The sequence below is a fragment of the Umezawaea tangerina genome (genome assembly GCF_003002815.1).
Classification (GTDB): Bacteria; Actinomycetota; Actinomycetes; order Mycobacteriales; family Pseudonocardiaceae; genus Umezawaea; species Umezawaea tangerina.
Map to the genome: position 1 here is coordinate 16,010 of NZ_PVTF01000001.1, position 22,962 is coordinate 38,971.

Sequence of the window (22,962 nt, forward strand, 5' to 3'; positions counted from 1 at the left end):
GATTCCTCTGCCAGACACCTGTCTACACCGGACAGACCCTTCAACGCCGGCCCGCTCTCTAGCTCTGGCACTAGACAGCCGAATACAGCGGGATGCACCACGTGCACGCAGGTGGGAGGCCTAGTCCTCGCGGCCGAGCAGGAACCGGCCGAAGTGCGGCACGGTGAACGCGATCTGCCCGCGCTCCGCCGAGTACACGAGCCCCTTCTTGATGAGGCTGTCGCGCGCCGGGGACAGCGACGACGGCTTGCGGGCCAGGTGCTCGGCGACCTGGGCGGTGTTGACGCCCGCGTCCTTGCCGTCGGTCATCTCGGCCATCGCCCGCAGGTACTCGCGTTCCGCGGGCGTGGCGCGCTCGTAGCGCGAACCGAAGAACCCGACGGCCAGCTCGGCGTCGGCCTCGGGTGCGGCGACGGAGACGTCCAGCGCGGTGATCGGGTCGTCCGGCGCCGCGTCCCAGGCCGCCTTGCCGTACGCCTGGATGAAGTACGGGTAGCCGCCCGAGGCGTCGAACAGCGCGTCGAGCGCCTCGACCTGGATGTCGGCGCCCTCTCGTTCGACCGGGGCGAGGACCGCGCGGTCGGCGTCCTCCCGGCTGAGTCGGTCGATCCGCACGTACCGGAACAGCCGCTCGGAGTACGACTTGCTCGCCGACAGCACAGCGGGCAGGTGCGGCAGGCCCGCGCCGACGACGACCAGCGGCGCGCCGGACTGGGACAGCTCGTGGCACGCGGCGCACAGCGCGGAGATGTCGTCCGGCCGCAGGTCCTGCATCTCGTCGATGAGCAGGGCGACGCCGGTCCCGACGTCCTGCGCCAGCTCGGCCACGTCGGTGAACAGCTCGACCAGGTCGATCTCGATGTCGCCCGAGTCGGCCCTGCCCTGCGTCGCGGGCACGTCGATGCCGGGCTGCCAGCGGTCGCGGAGCTTCGCGTCGGCCGGGTTCGACCGCAGTGCGAACGCCTTCAGCACGCCCAGCGCCGCCTCGACCCGGTCCGGTGCGCGGTGCCGGACGGCGAGGTCGCGGATCGCCCGGTGCAGCGCGGCGGCCAGCGGTCGGCGCAGGCCAGCGTCCGGCCGGGCCTCGATCTTGCCCGCGCCCCAGCCGCGGCGCAGCGCCATCGACCGCAGCTCTCCAAGTAGCACCGTCTTGCCGACGCCGCGCAAGCCGGTGAGCACCAGGCTGCGTTCGGGGCGGCCGCGCGCCACCCGTTCCAGCACGACCTCGAAGGCGCCGACCTCCTTGTCGCGCCCTGCCAGCTCGGGCGGACGTTGGCCTGCACCGGGGGCGAACGGGTTGCGCACCGGGTCCACCCTTGAACGCTATCGCCGTATCTAGGGCCAGACCGATATTCGCGCAGACTTGTCGACCATGTTCCGCTCTCTAGCACTCTCTAGTGTCCAGGCTAGACGGGGTAATCGTTGCGGATGATCGGCTGCCGGGGTTGGCTGGTGACCGTGGCCGAGGTAGTGACGAGGGGGACCGGCACGGTCGAGCGAACAGCGGACCGTGCACAGGTGGACGTGAGCTTCGAGACGGAGGGTGAACAGCGCGCCGACGCGGTCGAGGCGCTGACCAGCCGCGTTTCCACCGTCGAGGCACTGCTGGAGCGGTCGGGGGTCGAGGTCCGGTCGCGGCAGCTGTCCGTGCACGACAACTGGGACGGCAACAACAAGGCGGGCAGCCGCGCGAGCCAGCGGTACGTGCTGCGGGTGACCGACCTCGACGAGCTGGACTCGCTGCTGTCCGCGCTCGTGATGGCCGAGCCGACCTGGCTCAACGGCCCTACGTGGGACCTCGTCGACACCAGGGACGCCGTGCACGAGGCCCAGCAGGGCGCCGTCACCGACGCCCGCCTCCGCGCCCAGGGCTACGCCGACGCCCTCGGCCGCAGACTCGGCCCGTTGCAACGGCTGTCCGACGGTGACGGCGACATGTGGCACGCCGAGTCCGCCATGGCCTCGAAGTCGTTCGCCGGCTACGGCGGCAGCCCCGGCGCCCCCGTGCAGGTCGACCAGCTGAGCCTGGAGGCGCAGCAGATCACCATCACCGTCCGCTGCACCGCCGCCTGGTCACTGCTCGACTAGGACCTGCCCAGGCCCGCAACCTGACGCCGACGTTGTGCCCGTCGGGACAAGGGACCCAATCAGGCCTTGTCCACGATCCAAGCCCACGTGCCCCCCTCGGCCCACGAACCACAGCCGTCCACAACCCTGTCCACACCTGTGGACAACTCGAACACCTGTTCGAATCACCCTCAGTAGCAACTTCCCCGCCACACGAGCAATTCCGCCCCCACACGCGCGCGAACCCCGAACACCCCCCACCACTCCCTGGGGGACGGCCCCGAGGCCAGTCTACCGCTGCCTGGGGTTTTGAAGATCGACTTCGCGCGGCCTGTGGACAACCGGGGTGCCTGTGGACAACTTGACGCAGAGCGACGGTCAGCGTTCGACGATCGCGGTGACGCCCTGGCCTCCCGCCGCGCAGATCGAGATCAGCCCGCGCCCGGACCCGCGTTCGGCAAGCAGCTTCGCGAGTGTGGCGACGATCCGCCCGCCGGTCGCCGCGAACGGGTGCCCGGCGGCCAGTGACGAGCCGTTGACGTTGAGCTTGGCGCGGTCGATCGATCCCAACGGGGCTTCGAGGCCGAGCTTGGCCTTGCTGAAGTCCGGGTCCTCCCACGCCTTGAGGGTGGCGAGGACCTGGGAGGCGAACGCCTCGTGGATCTCGTAGTAGTCGAAGTCCTGCAACGTGAGCCCGGCGCGGGCGAGCATCCGCGGCACGGCGTACGCGGGGGCCATCAGCAGGCCCTCGGCGCCGTGCACGTAGTCGACCGCCGCGGTCTCGGTGAAGGTCAGGTAGGCCAGCACCGGCAGGTTCCGCGCGGCCGCCCACTCCTCGCTCGCCAGCAGCACCGCGGAGGCGCCGTCGGTCAACGGCGTGGAGTTGCCCGCGGTCATGGTGGCACCTTCGCCCCGTCCGAACGCGGGCTTGAGCTTCGCCAGCTTCTCGGCGGTCGAGTCCGGCCGCAGGTTCTGGTCGCGGGTGAGCCCGAGGTAGGGCGTGACGAGGTCGTCGAAGAAGCCCCGGTCGTAAGCCGCGGCGAGGTTGCGGTGGCTGGCCGCGGCGAGGACGTCCTGGTCCTCGCGGGCGATGTCCCACAGCTTCGCGGTGATCGCCGCGTGCTCGCCCATCGACAGGCCGGTGCGCGGTTCGCCGTTGCGCGGCACGTCGGGCACGAGCTGGCCGGGGCGGAGCTTGGTGAGCAGCTTCAGCCTGCCCGCGGTGGTGCGGGTGCGGTTGAACTCCAGCAGCACGGCGCGCAGGCCTTCGTTCACACCGATGGGCGCGTCGCTGGTCGTGTCGACGCCGCCCGCGATGCCGGAGTCGATCTGGCCGAGCGCGATCTTGTTCGCCACCGCGATCACCGCCTGCAGTCCGGTGCCGCACGCCTGCTGGAGGTCGTGGGCGGGGGTGTCGGCGGCGAGTCGGCTGCCGAGGACGGACTCGCGGACGAGGTTGAAGTCGCGGCTGTGCTTGAGGACGGCTCCGGCGACGACCTCGCCGAGCCGTTCGCCCTGGAGGCCGAAGCGGCTGACCAGGCCGTCCAGGGTGGCGGTGAGCATGTCCTGGTTCGACGCCGTGGCGTAGGGCCCGTTGGACCGCGCGAAGGGGATCCGGTTGCCGCCGAGGATCGCGACCCGCTTGATGGTGGCCATGCTGGCGATTCTACCTACCCATCAGTAGACTTACCACCGAGTAGGGAGTGTGGGATGGACAGGTACCAGCGGTTCGCCAAGTCCGGCGTCGGGCGGTTCGTGGTCGGCAGGCTCGGTCTGCCCGACCCGCACCCGTTGCGCAGGTTCACACCGGGACAGCCTCTCCTGGACGGGCCGGTCCTGCTCGGTGGGACCGGGCGGCTGGTCGAGCCGGTCGCCGACGTCCTCAAGGCGGTCGACGTGCACCGCGAGGCCGTGCCGGACCAGCGGTACGCCGCGCTGGTGTTCGACGCGACCGGCATCGACGGCACCGCGCGGCTGCGCGAGGTCCACGCGTTCTTCCACCCGGTGATCCGGTCGCTCGGCCCGTCCGGCCGCGTCCTGGTGCTGGGCACCCCGCCGGAGGAAGCGGAGTCGCGGATCGCCCAGCGCGCACTCGAGGGTTTCACCCGATCAGTGGGCAAGGAGCTCAAGCGCGGCGGTACGGCGCAGCTCGTCCACGTGGCCGAGGGCGCCGAGCACGGCATCGAGTCGACGCTGCGGTTCCTGCTGTCCGGCAAGTCCGCGTACGTGTCCGGCCAGGTGGTCCGGATCGGCGCGGCCGCCGTCGAGGAACCGGCCGACTGGGACCGGCCGCTGGCGGGCAAGGTCGCGCTGGTGACCGGCGCGTCGCGGGGCATCGGGGCGTCGATCGCCGAGGTGCTCGGCCGCGACGGGGCGCACGTGGTGTGCCTGGACGTGCCCGCGCAGGGTGGCGAGTTGTCCGAGGTGGCCAACCGGGTCGGCGGTTCCTCGGTGCAGCTGGACATCACGGCCGCCGACGCCCCCGCGCGGCTGGTCGACCACCTCACCCAGCGGCACGGCGGTGTCGACGTCGTCGTGCACAACGCCGGGGTGCTGCGGGACAAGACGTTGGGGCGCATGGACTCCGGCCAGTGGGACGCCGTGATCGCGGTGAACCTGACGGCCCAGGAGCGGATCAACGGGGCGTTGCTGGGCACGAACGCGTTGCGCGGCAACGGGAGGATCATCGGCGTCTCGTCGGTCGCGGGCATCGCGGGCAACGTCGGCCAGACCAACTACGCCACGTCGAAGGCGGGTGTGATCGGCATGGTCGACACCCTCGCCGCGGAGCTCGCGGGCCGCGGCAGCACGATCAACGCCGTGGCACCGGGTTTCATCGAGACCAAGATGACCGCCGGGGTGCCGCTGATGACCCGCGAGGTCGGCAGGCGGCTGAACAGCCTGTCGCAGGGCGGTCTCCCGGTGGACGTCGCGGAGACCGTCGCCTGGTACGCGCACCCCGCGTCGACCGGCGTGAACGGCAACGTCGTCCGCGTGTGCGGGCAGATGCTCCTGGGGGCGTGATGACGAGCCTCGCGCTGCTGTACCTGAAGGCCGGGCTGACCGGGTTCGCGCGGCACGGGGACGTGCTGCCGTCGGCGCCGCTGACCGCCGACGTGACCGTCGACCGCGCGCACTTGGCCGCGTACAACGAGGTATGCGGTTTCCGGGTTGGCGAGAACTTGCCAGTCACCTACCCGCACGTGCTCGGCTTCCCGTTGCAGCTGCGGCTGATGACCGACCGCGCGTTCCCGTTCGCGCTGCCCGGTCTGGTGCACGTCGAGAACCGCGTCACCCAGTCCTGCGCGCTGACCGCGACCGACCCGTTGGCACTGGCCGTGCACGCCGAGAACCTGCGCCCGCACGACCGCGGCACGCAGTTCGACGTGGTCACGACCGCCGCGGTCGACGGCGAGGTCGTGTGGACCGGGACCTCCACCTACCTCAAACGCGGTGGTGGCGCGGGTTCCGGTGCCGGCGACCACACCGCCCCACCGCGGCCGACGGGCGTGTGGCGGGTGCCCGCCGACATCGGCAGGCGGTACGCGGCGGTGTCCGGCGACCGCAACCCGATCCACCTGCACCCGTTGGCCGCCAAGGCGTTCGGCTTCCCGCGGGCGATCGCGCACGGGATGTGGACCAAGGCTAGGTGCCTGGCCGCGTTCGAGGGGCGACTACCGGACGCCTGCACCGTCGAGGTCCGGTTCAAGGCGCCCGTCCTGCTGCCCGCGACCGTCGACTTCTCCACCGACGGCGGGCACTTCGCCCTGCACCACCCGAAAAGCGGAAAACCGCACCTCACGGGCGCGTTCCCGCACTCGGCCTAGGGGCGTTTCGACGGCGGGTGCCAGATGTTGCCCTGGACGAGGTCGCCGAAGCCCATCCAGACGAGGTTCATCAGGCGCGACGCGACGACCCCCGCGGGTTCGTCGGGGTGGTCGAGCCACCAGTCGGCCAGCGACTCGCCCGCGCCGACCAGTGCGGCGGCCAGGCTCTCGGCCTCCTGCTCGGACGCGCTCGGCACGTCCTGCGTCTTGGTGGCGTGGACGAGCAGCGCCGCGACCAGGTTGACCGCGCGCCCGCGCATCTCGGCGAGCTCGGCGGCGAACGGGCCGCCCTGCGAGCTGGCCTGCCGGTGCAGGACCTGCCAGCTGGCGCGGTTCTCGCCGACGAAGCCGAAGAACGCCCGCAAACCGCTCCACAGCTGGACGTCCGGTGGTTGGTCGGGCTCGATCCCGTTGGCGATGGCCTCCATCATGACGGTCGCCTCGCGGCGGATGCAGGTCGCGAAGAGCTCTTCCTTGGAGCCGAGGTAGGCGTAGAGCATGGGCTTGGAGATGCCCGCGACCTCGGAGATCTCGTCCATGGACGCGGCGTGGAAACCGAGGCGCGAGAAGACGTCCACGGCGGCGTCCATGATCTGGCGTTCACGCACCGCGCGCGGCAAACGTTTGGCTCTACCGGTACGGACCGGTTGGTCTGGCTGCATCGCACCCCCTGAAGGCTGGGACAAGATTACTCGGCCGTCTTGCAGGTGTACCTACTCACCAGTAGATTACTTGCAAGTAGGCACAGGAGGTGCTCATGACCACCGACCTCACCACCGAGGCGATCGCCAAGCTCAGCCCCGCCAAGCTGATCAGCACGCTCAAGCAGGTCGACCCGGCGGACCCGGCGCTGAAGGGCGTCGACATCGACGTCATCGCCAGGGGCATCGACCCGAAGAAGCTCGGCAAGGACGAGTTCGCCGAGCTCCTGGCAACCCTCGGCGACCTCGCCGACGGCGGCGCCGACCTCGACCTGGCCCAGATGGACCCGCAGAACTTCGCCCGCATCATCTCGCGCGCGTCCAAGGACCAGATCGAAGCGGTCACCTCACGTCCGGGGCTGCGCGAGCGCGTGCTCGACGAGGTGTTCCGGCGCATGGAGGCCCACTTCCGCTCCGAACGCGCGGGCTCCACCAGGGCCGTGGTGCACTTCCGGCTCACCGGCGGCTTCGGCGAGGACGGCCACGACACCTACGAGGCCGTGATCGAGGACGCGAAGTGCACGATCAACAAGGGCGAGACCCGTGAGGGCCGCGCGAGCGTCACGTTGAGCCCGGTCGAGTTCCTGAAGCTCGCCACCGGCAACGCGTCTGCCCCCGTCCTGTTCATGACGGGCAAGCTGAAGGTCAAGGGAGACCTGGGTTTCGCCGCCGGCTTCATGAGCCTGTTCAACATTCCGAAGGCCTGAGGGGAATTCTTCGATGGGTGGCTTCTCGCTGGAGCTGAACGAGGACCAGACCGACCTGCGCGACTGGGTGCACGGCTTCGCCAAGGACGTCATCCGCCCCGCCGCGTCCGAGTGGGACGAGCGGGAGGAGACACCGTGGCCGGTCATCCAGGAAGCCGCCAAGATCGGTTTGTACGGCTTCGAGTCGTTGGCGACCTGGTTCGCCGACCCGATCGGCCTGTCGCTGGCGATCGCCACCGAGGAGCTGTTCTGGGGTGACGCCGGCATCGCCCTGTCGTTGATGGGCACGGGGTTGGCCGCCGCGGGCATCTTCGCCTCCGGCTCCCCCGAACAACTCGCCGAATGGGTCCCCGAGTGCTTCGGCACCGAGGACGACCCGAAACTCGCCGCCTTCTGTGCCTCCGAACCCCAGGCGGGTTCCGACGTCGCCGGCTACCGCACCCGCGCCCGTTACGATGAGGCCACCGACGAATGGGTCATCAACGGCCAGAAGGCCTGGGCCACCAACGGCGGCATCGCCAACGTCCACGTCGTCACCGCCGTCGTGGACTCCACGTTGGGCTCCCGCGGCCAAGCCGCCTTCATCATCCCACCGGGCACCCCAGGCCTCTCCAGCCCCGGCAAGATAAAGAAGCACGGAATGCGCGCCTCCCACACCGCCGACGTGTTCCTCGACGACGTCCGCATCCCCGGCCGCTGCCTACTAGGCGGCAAGGAAAAACTCGACTCCCGCCTCGCCCGCGCCCGTGAAGGCCAGAAATCCGGCGGCCAAGCCGCCATGGCCACCTTCGAAACCACCCGCCCCACCGTCGGCGCCATGGCCATCGGCGTCGCCCGTGCCGCCTACGAGTACTCGTTGGAATACGCCAAGGACCGCGAGGCATTCGGTCGGAAGATCATCGAGAACCAGTCGATCGCCTTCGACCTCGCCAACATGAAGATGGAGATCGACGCAGCCCGGCTGCTGGTGTGGCGGGCGGCTTGGATGGGCCGCAACAACGTGCCGTTCACGGCGGGTGAGGGGTCGATGTCGAAGTTGAAGGCCGGGGAGGTGTCCGTGTGGGCTACGGAGCGGGCGATCCACATTCTGGGGGGTGCGGGGTACACGCGGGATCATCCGGTGGAGCGGATGCATCGGGACGCGAAGATCTTCACCATTTTCGAGGGGACCAGCGAAATTCAGCGATTGGTAGTGGCCAGGGCGATTTCGGGGATGTACATCAGGTGAGTTGATCACCCCAGGCCGTCCTCAGGCCGTCTGAGTGGACGGGGTCTTCCGAGGCTTGAAGACCCTGTCCACCGCCTTGGCCACAAAAAACTTATTCTGACACTGACACGCCAGGACCCCTCATGACTACTCGATGCGCAATCGACGTCTAAACGGTTTTCACCCTGCGAGGGCTACCTTTCTCAGAGGCAGCGCCGATCTAAAAGTAGCGAACGCGCACTGCACGTAGAAGCCACGTTGCCTTCTTGCGAAACTACGCGCCCCACTTTCCGGCAACAAAGTATCCACCCCCGTCGCCCATTCGGCGTATTGTCACCCGATCTGATGAGGGTTAGCCTGGCCGACCCACACGGACATACTTTTGGATCTTCTGGAGTGATACATTTGGCGACGGAGAAGCCAGCTTTCAGGGACCCGAAACCCACGGTTGAGCGCGTCACACTCCTCGCCCGAAGGGTACTCGAAGGAGATATTCTTCTTCCGAAATTTCAGCGCGAATTCGTATGGTCTCGGAAGCAGATTCGAGATCTACTCGATTCAGTTGCTAGTAATTACCCGATCGGTAGCGTACTCCTTTGGCAGTCTCGAACTGAGCTCGCCAGTGAGCGAACGATCGCCGGCCTTCAGATCGCAGCTCGTAAAGACGATTATCCGGTGAACTATTTGCTCGACGGTCAGCAGCGGCTATCAACTATTTGCGGAGCTCTCTACTGGAAACCCAACGACGACCCCGATAGCATGTGGAATATCGTTTATGACTTGAAAACTGGCGACTTCGTACACAAGACGACGCTAGACGATCCCCCTCTTAACGAGATACCGTTCAGACTCCTCTCAAATCCCTCCACATTTTTCAAGCGAATGTCTGTCATCGACGATGGCGAGCTCAAGGAACGCGCCGACACCCTCTTCAATCGTATTCAGGACTACATGATCGCAGCAGTGACACTGGGAGACATGTCAATCGATCAAGTCGCCCCGGTCTTCGAGCGAATCAACAGCACTGGTACGCCGCTGACTGTGGTCGACCTGATGCGTGCAGCAACCTGGAAGATGGATTTCGACCTGAAGGAGTCAATTGATGAGGTGCTCGCCGTACTGGAGGGGAAGAAGTTCGGAAAGATAGACAGGAAGACCGTACTACGCACAATCGCCGCCGCCGCCGGATACGGGTTTTCCACAGAAAACATCGACCGGCTACGGGAAAAAAATTCCGCCGAGTTGAAGCAGTGCGTTTCCGATGCAGAGAAGGCGGCACGAAAAGCTGTAGACTTCCTAGTCACTCAGATCGGCATACCCGGCGCACAGGCTCTACCATACATGAACCAGTTCGCTGTGCTGGTCGAGATCTTCCGTAGTACTAAAACCTTGAGCTCAGATCAGCATGAAAGCATTAAGAGATGGTTCTGGCAAACAACTTTCAGCGGATATTTTGGCGGTTGGAACACCGGCCAGATGGGTGCCGACAAGGTTGCAATACAGGATTTCGCCGAGGGAAGATCAGAACACGTCAATGTAACTGCACCAATGCCGAGCAGAGACGTCTGGCGACTGAAGCAATTTCGCGCTAACAATGCGATATCAAAAATGGAAGCGATCATGCTTTCATATGCCGCACCGCTAGATCTGCGCACCGGACAGAAGATAGATGTCGGAAAAGCGTTAGCCTGGGGGAACGACAAGGAGTTCCACCACTTCTTCCCCCGCGCATACTTGACTAAGCGCAAAAACCTCTCGGCCGGACGCGCTAACGTTATGGCAAACATAGTCATGATCACATCCGAGTCAAATATCTGGATCTCCGATCGCCCGCCATCAGACTACCTAAAAGATTTGTGTGAAGCAGAGGGGGAGTTGGAGATAATTCGCCGTCTTGAGACCTGCCTGGTTCCTCGCAGTGCATTTAATGCCGCCATGGCGGATGACTATGAAGGTTTTCTTATTGCGCGATCCGCACTGTTACACGAGTGCGCACTGAAACTCGCCCATGGCAAGCCTTCAGCCAGCGGAGAAGCTACGCGAACAGAGCTCGATGCCCCCGATGGAAGTGACCCTGTAATCGACGACCCGGAACCGGTGGACCGCGATTCTGCAGACTGACAGTTTTCTCAATTGATATCGAGAATCAGTGAGCGGATTCCCTATCAGGCGCTTCAGGACGGAGATCTGCGTAGTTGAGGAATCTTGTCCACCTCGTTGGTGGTGCACAGGGCGAACGCCCCTTGGTCAACTGATTCGGAGCAGCCTTCCACCTGAAAACCCTTGACCCTCCAGCGGCTGGAGAGTTCACGATGGGTCCTGTGACGCACTACTCCATCGGCGATCTGGCCAGGCTGACCGGTTTGTCGGTGCGGACGATCCGCTTCTACTCCGATGCCGGGCTCATTCCGGTGGTCGGTCGGACCGGTGGTGGGTTTCGCGTGTACGACGTGGCCGGGGTGAACCGGTTGAGGTTGGTTCGGACGTTGCGGGACCTCGGGGTCGACCTGCCGACGGTGCGGCGGGTGTTGGAGGAGAAGGTCGGGGTCGCGGAGGTGGCGGGTGCGCACGCGGATGCGATCGACGCGCAGATCAGGACGTTGCGGCTGCGCCGTGCCGTGCTGCGCGCGGTCGCCAAGGGAGGGGAGATGGAGTTGGTGAACGAGTTGGCGAGGTTGTCCGACGAGGAGCGGCAGCGCATCCTGGACGACTTCTTCGAGGACGTGTTCGGTGGTCACGACCTGGATCCGGGGTTCGACGCGATGATGCGGTCGGTGCGGGTCCGGTTGCCGGACGATCCCAGCACCGAGCAGCTGGAAGCGTGGGTGGAGCTGGCGAAGCTGGTGCAGGACGAGGACTTCCGGGCCAGTGTTCGTCGGATGTCGGAGAAGCACGCCGAAATGCGCGAGTCGGGTCAGGACATGGGGGCGCCCGGTCCCGAGCAGATGGCGGCGTTCACGTACTCGGTCGAGCAGGCACGTGCGGCGCTCGACGCGGGTGTGGCGCCGGACTCGGTGCGGGCGAAGGAGATCGTGGCCGACGTGAACGCCAGGTGGGCGGAAGCCCTGGGTGTGGCGGACGACGAGCGGCTTGTGGAGAGGTTGCGGGAGCAGGAGGCGTTCGCGGATCCGCGGGCCGAGCGGTACTGGCAGCTGATCGGTGTGGTCAACGGTCTGCCCGCGGTGCCCGACACCACGGCGGAACGCGCCTGGCTTCGCGCGGCCGGGCAACCGCTCAGCGGCTGACCTGCTCCCGCACCAGGCAGAACGGGTGCCCGGCGGGGTCGGCGAGGATCCGCCAGATCCGACCCGGCTCGCCCACGTCCAGCAGCGCGGCACCCAGTGCGAGGGCGGCGTCCTGCGCCGCGTCCAGGTCGTCCACCCCGACGTCGAGGTGGAACTGCTGCGGCCTGGACGCGTCGGCCCACACCGGCGGCCGGTGGTCGTCGACGCCCTGGAAGCACAGCACGAGACCGGTCGCGGTGTGCAGCGTCGACCACCGGGCGTCCAACGACCACCGCCGATCGGGCCGGTCGACCTCACCGCCGAGCAGCTCCCGGTAGAACCCGGCGAGCACGGCGGGGTCGGGGCAGTCCAGCACCACGCACTGCAGGTTCCCGATCACCCTCACGAGAGTAGGAGAACCGGGCACACTGGCGGGAACCAGGCGCCCACCGTCGGCGTTGTGCATCCGGGGGTGAGCCGATGTCGGCGTTCATGCAGGCGATCCGCGGTTTCCTGGGCCGTCTCACGGCCCGTCACGGCGCCGACGCGGCGGCCCGCCTCGCCGAGTTCGAGGCGGGCGGCGAACCCGTCTTCAGCGCCGCCATGCTCACCGGCGGCGCCTGGTCCGAGGGCAAGCTCAAAGCCGGTCGCTACCGCCTCGTCTGGTGGGTGCCCGGCAAGCCGGGCGTCCTCGACTTCAGCAGGCGCGACGGCGTCGTGGAAAGCCTCGGCGGCGTGGACGGCGGCAACGGCTGGACCATCGACCCCAACATGGTGGTCCTGCACTACCGCCGCGGCGCCGACGTCGTCCAGCTCGCCGTCCCACCGACCGAGTTGGAGCTGGTGAGCCGCATCCTCCCGCTGCCCCAACGCCGGTGAAACGATAGGGGTGCCACCGCATCGTCGGCTGCCACCCACATTTGAGAGCATGTGCGGGTGGACATCGTGGCGCAGTGGGTGCGAACCGTGTGGACCGAGGACGCGACCGGCGGCTCAGCCGCACTCCTCCTCCCCGTCGCCTTCGAACTACCGGAGCTCGCCCCGCTCCTGACCCACGAGGTCACCCAGCAGGAGTGGCACAACTTCGCGCCCCACTCCACCGTCCACCACGACCGTCCCGACCAGAACCAGGTCACCCTCCACGAGGAGGAGGACCGGGTCCGGGTGAACCTCCTGGTCTCCCCCATCGGCCGCCCCTACCGCCCCCGCAGACCCCCGGCCATCTGGGTCAAGTCGGGCGAGTTCGTCCGCTGGCAGATCAACTACCGCTACTCGGGCCTCACCACCGACGCCTGGATCTACGCGCTCGACACCCTCAACCTCACCTGCGGCCCCACCACCCAGGACGTCTTCCTCACCACGCCGACCCACACCGTGAACGAACTGGTGGACCTGTTCTAGGTTCCAGCGACGTGCCGGGGGCGTGCCTGCGAACTTCTGCGGCGGCATCGTTTCGACCAGCGTGAAAACCTTTGCGGGAACGGGGTTCCGCAGCGCCCCAGGGGCAGGAACCTGGCGGACGCCGGGAGCCCGTGGAGGACCCCCGGCGTCCAGGTGCTGCTAGTACGTCATCGCCAGCCCTGGGTCGGAGAGGAGGGCGCCTACGTCGGCGAGGAACTGGGAGCCCTGTTGGCCGTCGACGACGCGGTGGTCGAAGCTCAGGGCGAGTTGGCAGACCTTGCGGGGGACGACCTGGCCGTCGACGACCCACGGCATGTCGCGGATGGCGCCGAGGGCGAGGATGGCGGATTCGCCGGGGTTGATGATGGGGGTGCCGGTGTCGACGCCGAAGACGCCGACGTTGGTGATGGTGAAGGTGCCGCCCATCATGTCCGCGGGGGAGGTCTTGCCGTCGCGGGCGGTGGTGGCGAGTCCGTCGAGCGCGACCGCCAGTTCCCGCAACGACATCCGGTCCGCGTCGCGGACCTTCGGCACGACCAGCCCGCGGGGTGTGGCGGCGGCGATGCCGAGGTGGACGTAGTCCTTGTAGACGATCTCGTTCGCCGCCGCGTCCCAGGTCGCGTTGACGTCCGGGGTGCGCTTGACCGCGAGGAGAACGGCCTTGGCGGCGAACGCGAGCGGGGTGACCTTGACGTCGCGGAACGCGGGTGAGGTCTTCAGCCTGGCCCGGAGCTCCATCATCGGGGTGACGTCGATGGTCAGGAACTCGGTGACGTGCGGTGCGGTGAACGCGCTGTCCACCATCGCCTGCGCGGTCGCCTTGCGGACGCCCTTGATGGGCACCCGGCGTTCCCGCGAGCCGCTGTCCACGGTGGCCGGTGCGGTGACCGGGGCCGCCACGGCCTGTTCGACGTCCTCGCGGGTGATGACGCCGTTGGCGCCGGACCCGGTCAGGGCGCGCAGGTCGACGCCGAGGTCCTTGGCCAGCTTGCGGACCGGTGGCTTGGCCAGCGGCACGTAACCACCGGGCTGGGCCACCGGAACAGCAGGCGCCGCAACAGGAGCAACGGGAGCCGGGGTGACAGGAGCAACGGGAGCGGCGACCGCGACGGGTGCGGCGTCCTTGCGGGGACGGCGCTTGGCCGCTCCCGCGCGGGGCCCGTACCCGACCAGGGTCGCGATGCGGCCGCCCGGCATCTCCTCGCCGATCTTGCCCGAGGTCGTGCCGTTGGTAGCGGGCTCGGCCACCACGGGGGGCGCGGGCGGTGCGGCCGTGCCCGACGGGTCGGTGTCGATGGTGATGATCGGGACGCCGACCTCCACCGTCTGGCCGATCTCGGCGAGCAGCTCGGTGACGACGCCGTCCCACGGGCACGGCAGCTCGACGGCGGCCTTGGCCGTCTCGATCTCGACGATGATCTGGTTGACCTTGACCGCGTCGCCGGGCTTCACGTGCCAGGTCAGGATCTCGGCCTCGGTCAGCCCCTCCGCGGTGTCGGGCATGGGGAACTGCTGGAACTGCGGCATGACGGGTGTCCCCTTACCAGGCGAGTGATCGGTCGACGGCGTGCAGCACCCGGTCGAGGTCGGGGAGGAACTCCTCCTCCAACTTCGACGGCGGGTACGGGGTGTCGAATCCGGTCACCCGCAGCACGGGCGCCTGCAGGGAGTAGAAGCACTCCTGCTGGACCTTCGCCGCGATCTCGCTGGTGATGGAGCTCTCGCTGGGGGCCTCGCTGACCACGACCAGCCGTCCGGTGCGCCGCACCGACTCGTAGACCGGGCCCAGGTCGAGCGGGGAGAGCGTGCGCAGGTCGATGACTTCGAGCTCGGTGCCGTCCTCGGCCGCGGCGTTGGCCGCGTCCAGGCAGACCCTGATCATCGGGCCGTAGCCGACGAGCGTGGCCGCGCCGGCGGAGGGTGCCGAGCGCAGGACGCGCGAGGCGAACAGCGGGCCGGGTGCCTTGGTCGTGTCGACCGGCGCCTTCTCGTAGTAACGGCGTTTCGGTTCGAAGAACAGGACCGGGTCGTCGCAGTCGATGGCCTGCTGGATCATCCAGTAGGCGTCGGTCGGGTTCGAGCACGACACGACCTTGAGCCCCGCGGTGTGCGCGAAGTACGACTCCGGCGACTCCGAGTGGTGCTCGACCGCGCCGATGCCGCCGCCGAACGGCACCCGGATGACCATGGGCAGCTTGTTGCGGCCCTGGGTGCGGTAGTGCAGCTTCGCGACCTGGCTGACGATCTGGTCGAAGCCGGGGAAGATGAAGCCGTCGAACTGGATCTCGCACACCGGCCGGTAGCCGCGGATCGCGAGGCCTACGGCGGTGCCGATGATGCCGGACTCGGCCAGCGGGGTGTCCAGCACGCGCTGCTCGCCGAAGTCCTTCTGCAGGCCGTCGGTGATGCGGAAGACGCCGCCGAGCTTGCCGATGTCCTCGCCCATCATGAGGACCTTCGGGTTCGCCTCCATCGCGGCGCGCAGCCCCATGTTGAGCGCCTTGGAGATCGTCAGCGTCTGGACGTCGGACTCACCGGAGCCGGAGTCCGCGCGGTTCAGCGTCGGAGCGGCCATCAGTGCTCACCTCCCGCGAAACCCGATACGTAGCCGAGGAACTCGTCGCGCTGCGCTTCCAGCACGGGGTTGCCCTCCGCGTAGACGTTGGCGAAGATCCGCTCCGGCGGCGGGTCGGGCATGTTGACGCAGAACTCGCGCAGCTCCACGGCGAGCGCCTCCGACTCGGCCTCGATCTCCTCGAAGTACGCGCTGTCGGCCCACTGCTGCTTGACCAGGTGCACCTTGACCCGCTCGATGGGGTCCTTGAGCTTCCACAGCTCCAGCTCGTCGGAGAGCCGGTAGCGGGACGGGTCGTCCGACGTGGTGTGGGCGTCCATCCGGTAGGTGAACGCCTCGATCAGGATGGGGCCGTTGCCCTGCCTGCACTCCTCCAGCGCCCAGCGGGTGACCGCGAGGGTGGCGAGGACGTCGTTGCCGTCGACCCGGATGCCGGGGAAGCCGTAGCCGCGGGCCCGCTGGTAGAGCGGGAGCCGGGACTGGCGCTCGGTGGGCTCGGAGATCGCCCACTGGTTGTTCTGGCAGAAGAACACCAGCGGCGCGTCGTACACGGCCGCCCACACGAAGCCCTCGTGCACGTCGCCCTGGCTGGTCGCGCCGTCGCCGAAGAAGCAGATGGTCGCTTCGCTGTCGGAGTCGCCGACCTGGCCGTCGAACTTCTGGCCCATCGCGTACCCGGCCGCGTTGAGGACCTGGTTGCCGATGACGATCGTGTACGGGTGGAACTTGTGCTTGACCGGGTCCCACGTGCCCATGTCCGTGCCGCGGAAGATGCCCAGCAGCTCGGTCGGGTGGATGCCGCGGGTCCAGGCGATGCCGTGCTCGCGGTAGCTGGGGAACGCCATGTCGTCGGGGCGCAGCGCGCGGCCCGCGCCGATCTGCGCGGCCTCCTGGCCGAGCAGCGGCACCCAGATGCCGAGCTGGCCCTTGCGCTGCAGGGCGTTGGCCTCGCGGTCGACGCGGCGGATCAGGACCATGTCGCGGTACAGACCGCGCAGCTCCTCGGCCGTGATGTCGATGTCGAAGTCCGGGTGCTGGACGCGCTCCCCCTCGGGGGTCAGCAGCTGCACCAGGTTGACGTCACCTTGGTCCGTGGCTCGCAAACCTGCGATCACCTGTTCCGCTGTCGGTTTCGCCGCGGTGGCGGCCGGCGCCGACGCCGGCTCGGGGTGCGTCCATTGCTCGGGGGACGACATTGCGCCTTCTCCTCGTCTACGAGGCCGCCCGGTCGCTCGTGGCGACGTGTGTGCGGCTGTGCACCGCCAGTCGCCTCCGCCCCTGTGGGGGCATCGGTCAACCGTCGGCGCTGACGGTGGTTCTCATCCACATCCTGACACGCCCCCGCCTCGCTTGGTGAGTGCCATCCCACTTCGTAACACAGAGATCAACGTCCTGAACTGCGAGAACAGTCGGAGGGTCGACCTTTTGACCTCCGAGTAGCAAGTTCGGTCACCGAACACGCCTGTCCCAGTTACCGTTCGTTAACCTCTTGGACCACTCTGGGAACGGTGCCACCGGCGATCGTGGAGCGCACTGTCGCACTCGACGAACCTCCGCACCAGACATCGGGTGAAAGCGGCTTGACAACGGTCGCCGCAGACGTCCGATGTGCCGACAATTAGCTCACCGGCCGGTATCAACGACCTCTCGATGTGAGCCGCACCGCACAAACATCTGATGTCTTGTCGACGTCGAGGTCACCCGCGGCCGCCGCCGAAGTGGTCGCCCGCGCCCGGCCGGTGGCGGACGCGTGAACACCCCGCACACCACCGCTCCGGCGCTGGTCGCCACGCCGTCGGCCACCCTCGCACCTCCCGTCGCGCACCCGCAAGTGCCGCCCGAAGGCGACCGGGCCGCTTCCCCCCGGTACGACGGGCCCGCCACGGACTGGGAAACCCGATCGGCACCGGCGCGCTCGGCGGTCACGTCCACCGCGCGGACCGGGCGCAGGTGCACGGCCGCGCACCAGCGGATCTCGTGACAGGATCGGGAGCGTGGACCGTTCAGCGCTGACCCGTACCGTCCGTGGGCTGTGGGATGACGACATCCTCCCGAGCCTGTCCGAGCTGGTCGCCGTGCCCGCCGTCTCGCCGATCTTCGACCCCGACTGGGCGGAGAACGGCCACCTGATGGCCGCCGTCGACCACGTCCGGGCCTGGATCGCCGACCGCGACCTGCCTGGGCTGACCACCGAGGTGTTCGAGCTGCCCGGCCACGCGCCGCTGCTGCTCGTCGACGTGCCCGCCAGCGGGACCACCGCGGAGGGCACCACCATCCTCTACGGTCACCTCGACAAGCAGCCGCCGGTGGCGGACTGGTCGCCCGGCCTCGGTCCGTGGACGCCCGTCGTCAAGGACGGCAGGCTCTACGGGCGGGGCGCGGCCGACGACGGGTACGCCGGGTACGCGGCCATCGCCGCCATCGAGGCCGTGCACGCGGCGGGCGGCTCGCACGGCCGGTGCATCGTGCTGCTGGAGACCAGCGAGGAGTCCGGCAGCCCGGACCTGCCCGCCTACCTCGCGCACCTGGGCGACCGGCTCGGCGACGTGTCGCTGGTCGTTTGCCTGGACTCCGGCGGCAACGACTACGGCCGGATGTGGCTGACCACGTCGCTGCGCGGCCTGCTCCAGGTCGCCGTGACGGTGCGCGTGCTGGACAGCGGCCTGCACTCCGGCATGGCCAGCGGCATCGTGCCCAGCTCGTTCCGGATCGCCCGGCAGCTGCTGGACCGGCTCGAGGACTCCGCCACCGGCGAGGTGCTGGTGCGCGAGATGCACGTCGACATCCCGGAGAACCGGCTGGCCGAGGTGCGCGAGGCCATCGCCGCGGTGCCGGGGACGCTGACGCAGACCGTGCCGTTCGCGGGCGGGACGACGGCGGTCATCCAGGACGAGGTCGAGCTCGGCCTCAACGGCGGCTGGCGGCCGACCCTGTCGGTCACCGGTGCCGCGGGGCTGCCCGCGCTGGAGGACGCGGGCAACGTGCTGCGGCCGTTCACGACGCTGCTGCTGAGCTTCCGCCTCCCGCCGACCGCCGACGCCGCCGCGTCGTTCAAGGCCGTGCAGGACCTGCTGACCACGGACGTGCCCTACGGCGCGACCGTGGAGCTGGGCCGGGTCGAGCACGCGTCCGGCTGGAACGCCCCCGACCTCGCGCCGTGGCTGTCCGAGACCCTCGACACGGCGGCCGAGGACGTCTTCGGCAACCCGTGGCGGACGGTCGCGCTCGGCGGTTCGATCCCGTTCATGGGACTGCTGCACGAGGCCTACCCGGCGGCGCAGTTCCTGGTCACGGGCGCCGTGGGCCCGGACTCGAACTGCCACGTGCCGGACGAGTCGCTGAACCTGGAGCACGCCGCGAAGATCACCGAAGCGGTCGCGCTGGTGCTGGACGCGCACGCCAGGCAGGTGTGACGACGTGGGGGCTTCCACCGGTGTGAAAGCCCCCACACCGCCCACGACACCCGTGACTTCGCGGTAACCGGGCTATCTGGATCGATGCCGCACACTGGTCCGGTGAACGAGCAACGGCAGAGGACCGAGCGGCTCAGGCTCGCCGCGTCGGACTCACCCGATGCGCCCTGGCGCCTGTGGGGGCCCTACCTGGCCGGGCGCCAGTGGGGCACGGTCCGCGAGGACTACTCCGCATCAGGTGACGCCTGGACGTCATTCCCGTTCGACCACGCGCGCGCCCGCGCCTACCGGTGGGGTGAGGACGGCATCGCGGGGATCTGCGATGTGCACGGGTTCCTCAACCTCGGGTTGGCGCTGTGGAACGGCGAGGACCCGATCCTGAAGGAGCGGTACTTCGGGCTCACCAACAACGAGGGCAACCACGGCGAGGACGCCAAGGAGTACTGGTGGGTGACCGACGGCACGCCCACGCACTCGTGGATGCAGGTGCTGTACCGGTACCCGCAGACCGAGTTCCCCTACGCCGAGCTGCGTGAGCTGGCCGCGAGCGCGGGGCGCGAGTCGCGGGAGCCCGAGCTCTCCGACACCGGGGCGCTGGACGAGAACCGGTTCTTCGACGTGGTGGTCTCCTACGCCAAGGCGGGGCCGACCGACCTGTGCGTCGAGATCACCGCAACCAACCACGGGCCGGACCCGGCCCCGCTGCACCTGCTGCCCCAGCTGTGGTTCCGCAACACCTGGGCGTGGGGCCGCGACGAGCGCAAGCCGTCGCTGACCGCGTCGAGCGCCGACGGCTGGCACCGGATCGTCACCGAGCACGGGAAGCTCGGCCGGTACACGCTGCACGTCGAGGGCGCGCCCGCGCTGATGGTGACCGACAACGAGACCAACGAGATGGCGCTGTTCGGCGCCGCGGAGAACCCCACCGGGTACACCAAGGACGGCATCGACCGGCACGTCGTCCGCGGCGACGCGACGTCGTGCCAGGTGGTGCCGGACAAGGCGGTCACCACGTCGCTGCCGGGCACCAAGGCCGCGGCCTGGTACTCGTTCGACGAGGTGGCGCCGGGGGAGTCCGTGTCCGTGCGGCTGCGGCTGGTCGAGGGCGACGGGCACGTGGACGCGTTCGGGCCGTCGTTCCAGTCCACTGTGGACGCGCGCAGGGCCGAGGCCGACGAGTTCCACCACGACCTGGTGCCCGACGCCGACCCCGTGCGGGCGGCCGTGTCGCGCCGCGCGCTGGCGGGCCTGATGTGGACCAAGCAGCACTACCGCTTCCGCACCAGGGAGTGGCTGGACGGCGACCCCGCGCAACCGGCCGCGCCCGGCTCGCGCAGGTCACCCGCCGCGCGCAACTCGCACTGGCGGCACTTCGACTGCGCCGACGTGATCTCCATGCCCGACGAGTGGGAGTACCCGTGGTTCGCGGCGTGGGACCTCGCGTTCCACACCGTGCCGTTCGCGATGGTCGACCCGGCGTTCGCGAAGGAGCAGCTCCTGCTGCTGTGCCGCGAGTGGCTGATGCACCCGAACGGCCAGATCCCGGCCTACGAGTGGGAGTTCGGCGACGTCAACCCGCCGGTGCACGCGTGGGCGGCGCTGCAGGTGTACCGGGCGGAGGAGAACCCCGACCGGAGGTTCCTCGCGAAGATCTTCCACAAGCTGCTGCTGAACTTCTCCTGGTGGGTCAACCGCAAGGACGCCGACGGCAGCTACCTGTTCGAGGGCGGGTTCCTCGGCATGGACAACATCGGGCCGGTCAACCGGTCCGAGCCGATGCTGGGGCAGTGGCGGCTGGAGCAGTCCGACGCGACGTCGTGGATGGCCGCCTACAGCCTGCACCTGATGCAGATCGCGCTGGAGCTGGCGCGGCACGACGAGTCCTACGAGGACGTGGCGACGAAGTTCGTCGAGCACTTCCTGGGCATCGCCGAGGCGTCCACCCAGTTCGGTTCGGACGGCGGCGGGATCTGGGACGAGGCCGACGGGTTCTGCTACGACATGGTGTCGCGCAGGCTCCCCGACGGGACGGTCCAGTCGCACCCGGTGCGGGTGCGGTCCATGGTGGGGCTCATCCCGCTGCTGGCGTCGGCCGTGCTGGAGCCGTGGGTGTTCGAGGAGCTGCCCAGCTTCACCCGGCGCCTCGACCACCTGATGGCCCGCAGGCCCGAACTGGTGCAGTTCCTGACCTGGCAGGACCGGCCGGACGGCCGCCGCAACCTGCTGTCGCTGCTGGACGACCGCAAGCTGCGGCTCGTGCTGGCACGGATGCTGGACGAGGGCGAGTTCCTGTCGCCGCACGGCATCCGCTCGATGTCCGTCGCGCACCGCGAGGGCATGGAGGTGCACGTCGCCGACCAGCAGCACCGGATCGGCTACGAGCCCGGCGAGTCCCGCACGCCGATGTTCGGCGGCAACTCGAACTGGCGCGGCCCGGTGTGGTTCCCCACCAACGCCCTGCTGGTCGAGGCGCTGCGCACGCTCGACTCGTTCCACGACGGCCGGTTCCGCGTCGAGCTGCCGACCAGGTCCGAGCGCGAGGTCACAGCGGGTCAGGCCGCCGACGAGCTGGCGCGCCGGTTGGTGTCGCTCTTCCTGCCCGACCACGACGGCCGCAGGCCCGCCGACGGCAAGCGGGTCGAGTCCACGGACTCACCGCTGTGGCGCGAGCACATCACGTTCAGCGAGTACTTCGACGGCGACACGGGTGAGGGACTGGGCGCTACGCACCAAACGGGCTGGACAGCTCTGGTAGCGGGACTACTCCATCCGTGACCTGCGTGGATGCCGTCCGGACATGCGCTCTGCGTGTGCGTGGGGTGTGATGTAACACGATCGCGTGTACGACATTCGGCCGAACAGGGGTGTGACGCTCAATTCGGCAACGCGAACGGGATGTAACACGGACGTGCTGTCCACCATGTCACCCAAGTGGCAGTATCCCGAACACTCGACCAACTCAGTTACGAGGAGTGACCTCAGTGGCCCGTCGAACAAGTCACCAGGTGTTCGCCCTGCTCCCCGCGCTGGGGCTCGCCGCAGTCGCGGTCGCGGGGTGTGCCACGAGCACGAACACCGCCGGTACCGCCGGTGACAGCGGTATCGCAGTCGTCAGCGCGGGCAAGCTCACGACCTGCACCCACCTGCCGTACGAGCCGTTCCAGTTCCGCGACGGCGACAAGACCGTCGGCTTCGACGTCGACCTCGTCGACCTCGTCGCGAAGGACCTCGGCCTCACCCAGACGATCGTGGACACCCCGTTCGAGGGCATCCAGTCCGGTGAGGACATGAACACGAACAAGTGCGACGTCGCGGCGGCGGGCATGACGATCACCGACGTGCGCAAGCAGAACTTCGACTTCTCCGACCCGTACTTCGACGCGGAGCAGGCCCTGCTGACCAAGAAGGGCGCGGGCCTCAAGGACCTGGCGAGCCTCAAGGGCAAGAAGGTCGGTGTGCAGGCCTCGACCACGGGCGAGGAGTACATCAACAAGAACAAGGACGCCAACGGCTACGAGGTCATCCAGTTCGAGGACCTCGCCCTCGAGCTGACCGCCGTGCAGACCGGCCAGGTCGACGCGGCCGTGAACGACAACGGCGTGCTCTACGACTACGCGAAGAAGAACGCCGACACCGAGGTCACCACCGAGTTCGCCACCGGTGAGAAGTACGGCATCGGCGCCAAGAAGGGCAGCCCGCTGATCGCCAAGATCAACGAGTCGCTCAAGAAGGCCAAGGACAACGGCGACTACGACAAGATCTACGAGAAGTGGTTCGGCAAGAAGCCGACGTCGAAGTAACCAGCTGTCGCGGGGGCCGATGCCGAGCATCGGCCCCCGC

The 22,962-nt window shown here is 68.3% G+C and carries 20 protein-coding genes; 13 read left to right on the forward strand and 7 right to left on the reverse strand.

Annotated elements, in window-relative coordinates:
• Nucleotides 1-120 precede the first annotated feature (120 nt).
• Nucleotides 121-1,314 (reverse strand): ATP-binding protein, encoded by a 1,194-nt coding sequence (locus CLV43_RS00065; RefSeq protein WP_106184889.1) that lies wholly within the window; start codon nt 1,312-1,314, stop codon nt 121-123.
• A 114-nt stretch (nt 1,315-1,428) separates the two neighbouring features.
• On the opposite strand from CLV43_RS00065, the gene CLV43_RS00070 reads away from it, so the two are divergent.
• On the forward strand, nt 1,429-2,088 hold the full coding sequence (locus CLV43_RS00070) for an SIMPL domain-containing protein (RefSeq protein ID WP_281262134.1): 660 nt from the start codon (nt 1,429-1,431) through the stop codon (nt 2,086-2,088).
• 357 nt (nt 2,089-2,445) lie between these two features.
• Here the strand turns inward: CLV43_RS00070 and CLV43_RS00075 are convergent, their stop codons facing one another.
• Nucleotides 2,446-3,723, reverse strand: coding sequence for an acetyl-CoA C-acetyltransferase (locus CLV43_RS00075; RefSeq protein ID WP_106184890.1), 1,278 nt, complete (start codon nt 3,721-3,723; stop codon nt 2,446-2,448).
• A gap of 54 nt (nt 3,724-3,777) precedes the next feature.
• Between CLV43_RS00075 and CLV43_RS00080 the strand changes: the two genes are divergently transcribed.
• Together CLV43_RS00080 and CLV43_RS00085 are read left to right on the forward strand one after the other, a co-directional pair.
• The gene (locus tag CLV43_RS00080) at nt 3,778-5,091 is read left to right on the forward strand and encodes a 3-oxoacyl-ACP reductase (protein WP_106184891.1); all 1,314 of its coding nucleotides are present in this window, start codon (nt 3,778-3,780) and stop codon (nt 5,089-5,091) included.
• The gene (locus tag CLV43_RS00085; protein ID WP_106184892.1) at nt 5,091-5,894 is read left to right on the forward strand and encodes a MaoC/PaaZ C-terminal domain-containing protein; all 804 of its coding nucleotides are present in this window, start codon (nt 5,091-5,093) and stop codon (nt 5,892-5,894) included. Before CLV43_RS00080 ends, CLV43_RS00085 begins: the two co-directional genes overlap by 1 nt.
• Here CLV43_RS00085 and CLV43_RS00090 read toward each other — a convergent pair.
• The gene (locus tag CLV43_RS00090) at nt 5,891-6,556 is read right to left on the reverse strand and encodes a TetR/AcrR family transcriptional regulator (RefSeq protein WP_106184893.1); all 666 of its coding nucleotides are present in this window, start codon (nt 6,554-6,556) and stop codon (nt 5,891-5,893) included. The two genes, CLV43_RS00085 and CLV43_RS00090, sit on opposite strands and share 4 nt — an antisense overlap.
• Nucleotides 6,557-6,651: 95 nt before the next feature.
• Here CLV43_RS00090 and CLV43_RS00095 point away from each other — a divergent pair, with 95 nt between their 5' ends.
• The 4 genes from CLV43_RS00095 (at nt 6,652) to CLV43_RS00110 (ending at nt 11,754) form a co-directional block, all read left to right on the forward strand.
• A complete protein-coding gene (locus tag CLV43_RS00095; protein ID WP_106184894.1) occupies nt 6,652-7,302 on the forward strand; it encodes an SCP2 sterol-binding domain-containing protein in 651 nt (216 codons plus the stop codon).
• A 13-nt stretch (nt 7,303-7,315) separates the two neighbouring features.
• Entirely contained in the window at nt 7,316-8,530 is a 1,215-nt protein-coding gene (locus CLV43_RS00100; RefSeq protein WP_106184895.1) for an acyl-CoA dehydrogenase family protein, read from the forward strand.
• 324 nt (nt 8,531-8,854) lie between these two features.
• Nucleotides 8,855-10,630 carry a GmrSD restriction endonuclease domain-containing protein gene (locus CLV43_RS00105; RefSeq protein WP_106184896.1) on the forward strand — a complete coding sequence of 592 codons (1,776 nt, stop codon included), beginning with the start codon at nt 8,855-8,857 and terminating at the stop codon, nt 10,628-10,630.
• A 191-nt stretch (nt 10,631-10,821) separates the two neighbouring features.
• On the forward strand, nt 10,822-11,754 hold the full coding sequence (locus CLV43_RS00110; protein ID WP_106184897.1) for a MerR family transcriptional regulator: 933 nt from the start codon (nt 10,822-10,824) through the stop codon (nt 11,752-11,754).
• Here CLV43_RS00110 and CLV43_RS00115 read toward each other — a convergent pair.
• Entirely contained in the window at nt 11,744-12,139 is a 396-nt protein-coding gene (locus tag CLV43_RS00115; RefSeq protein ID WP_425445707.1) for a VOC family protein, read from the reverse strand. The genes CLV43_RS00110 and CLV43_RS00115 overlap by 11 nt on opposite strands.
• A 74-nt stretch (nt 12,140-12,213) precedes the next feature.
• Here CLV43_RS00115 and CLV43_RS00120 point away from each other — a divergent pair, with 74 nt between their 5' ends.
• Both CLV43_RS00120 and CLV43_RS00125 read left to right on the forward strand, forming a co-directional pair.
• Entirely contained in the window at nt 12,214-12,612 is a 399-nt protein-coding gene (locus CLV43_RS00120; RefSeq protein WP_106184898.1) for a hypothetical protein, read from the forward strand.
• Nucleotides 12,613-12,669: 57 nt separating this feature from the next.
• Nucleotides 12,670-13,134: a hypothetical protein gene (locus tag CLV43_RS00125; protein ID WP_146174593.1), complete on the forward strand. Its 465-nt coding sequence runs from the start codon at nt 12,670-12,672 to the stop codon at nt 13,132-13,134.
• A 159-nt stretch (nt 13,135-13,293) separates the two neighbouring features.
• On the opposite strand, the gene CLV43_RS00130 is transcribed toward CLV43_RS00125, so the two are convergent.
• Genes CLV43_RS00130 through pdhA form a run of 3 tightly spaced genes read right to left on the reverse strand, consistent with a single transcriptional unit; the run spans nt 13,294 to nt 16,905 of the window.
• Nucleotides 13,294-14,661 (reverse strand): dihydrolipoamide acetyltransferase family protein, encoded by a 1,368-nt coding sequence (locus tag CLV43_RS00130; RefSeq protein WP_106184900.1) that lies wholly within the window; start codon nt 14,659-14,661, stop codon nt 13,294-13,296.
• Nucleotides 14,662-14,674: 13 nt separating this feature from the next.
• Entirely contained in the window at nt 14,675-15,709 is a 1,035-nt protein-coding gene (locus tag CLV43_RS00135; protein ID WP_106184901.1) for an alpha-ketoacid dehydrogenase subunit beta, read from the reverse strand.
• A complete protein-coding gene (gene pdhA, locus CLV43_RS00140) occupies nt 15,709-16,905 on the reverse strand; it encodes a pyruvate dehydrogenase (acetyl-transferring) E1 component subunit alpha (protein WP_106184902.1) in 1,197 nt (398 codons plus the stop codon). The genes CLV43_RS00135 and pdhA overlap by 1 nt, the downstream gene beginning before the upstream one ends.
• Nucleotides 16,906-17,459: 554 nt before the next feature.
• On the opposite strand from pdhA, the gene CLV43_RS00145 reads away from it, so the two are divergent.
• From CLV43_RS00145 to CLV43_RS00160, 4 genes are all read left to right on the forward strand, one after another.
• Nucleotides 17,460-17,690 (forward strand): hypothetical protein, encoded by a 231-nt coding sequence (locus CLV43_RS00145; RefSeq protein ID WP_106184903.1) that lies wholly within the window; start codon nt 17,460-17,462, stop codon nt 17,688-17,690.
• A 4-nt stretch (nt 17,691-17,694) separates the two neighbouring features.
• Nucleotides 17,695-19,122, forward strand: coding sequence for a M20/M25/M40 family metallo-hydrolase (locus CLV43_RS00150; protein ID WP_106184904.1), 1,428 nt, complete (start codon nt 17,695-17,697; stop codon nt 19,120-19,122).
• 102 nt (nt 19,123-19,224) lie between these two features.
• A complete protein-coding gene (locus CLV43_RS00155) occupies nt 19,225-21,897 on the forward strand; it encodes an MGH1-like glycoside hydrolase domain-containing protein (protein WP_245886034.1) in 2,673 nt (890 codons plus the stop codon).
• A 206-nt stretch (nt 21,898-22,103) separates the two neighbouring features.
• Nucleotides 22,104-22,922, forward strand: a complete 819-nt coding sequence (locus CLV43_RS00160) for a transporter substrate-binding domain-containing protein (RefSeq protein ID WP_106184906.1) — start codon at nt 22,104-22,106, stop codon at nt 22,920-22,922.
• Nucleotides 22,923-22,962: the final 40 nt, after the last annotated feature.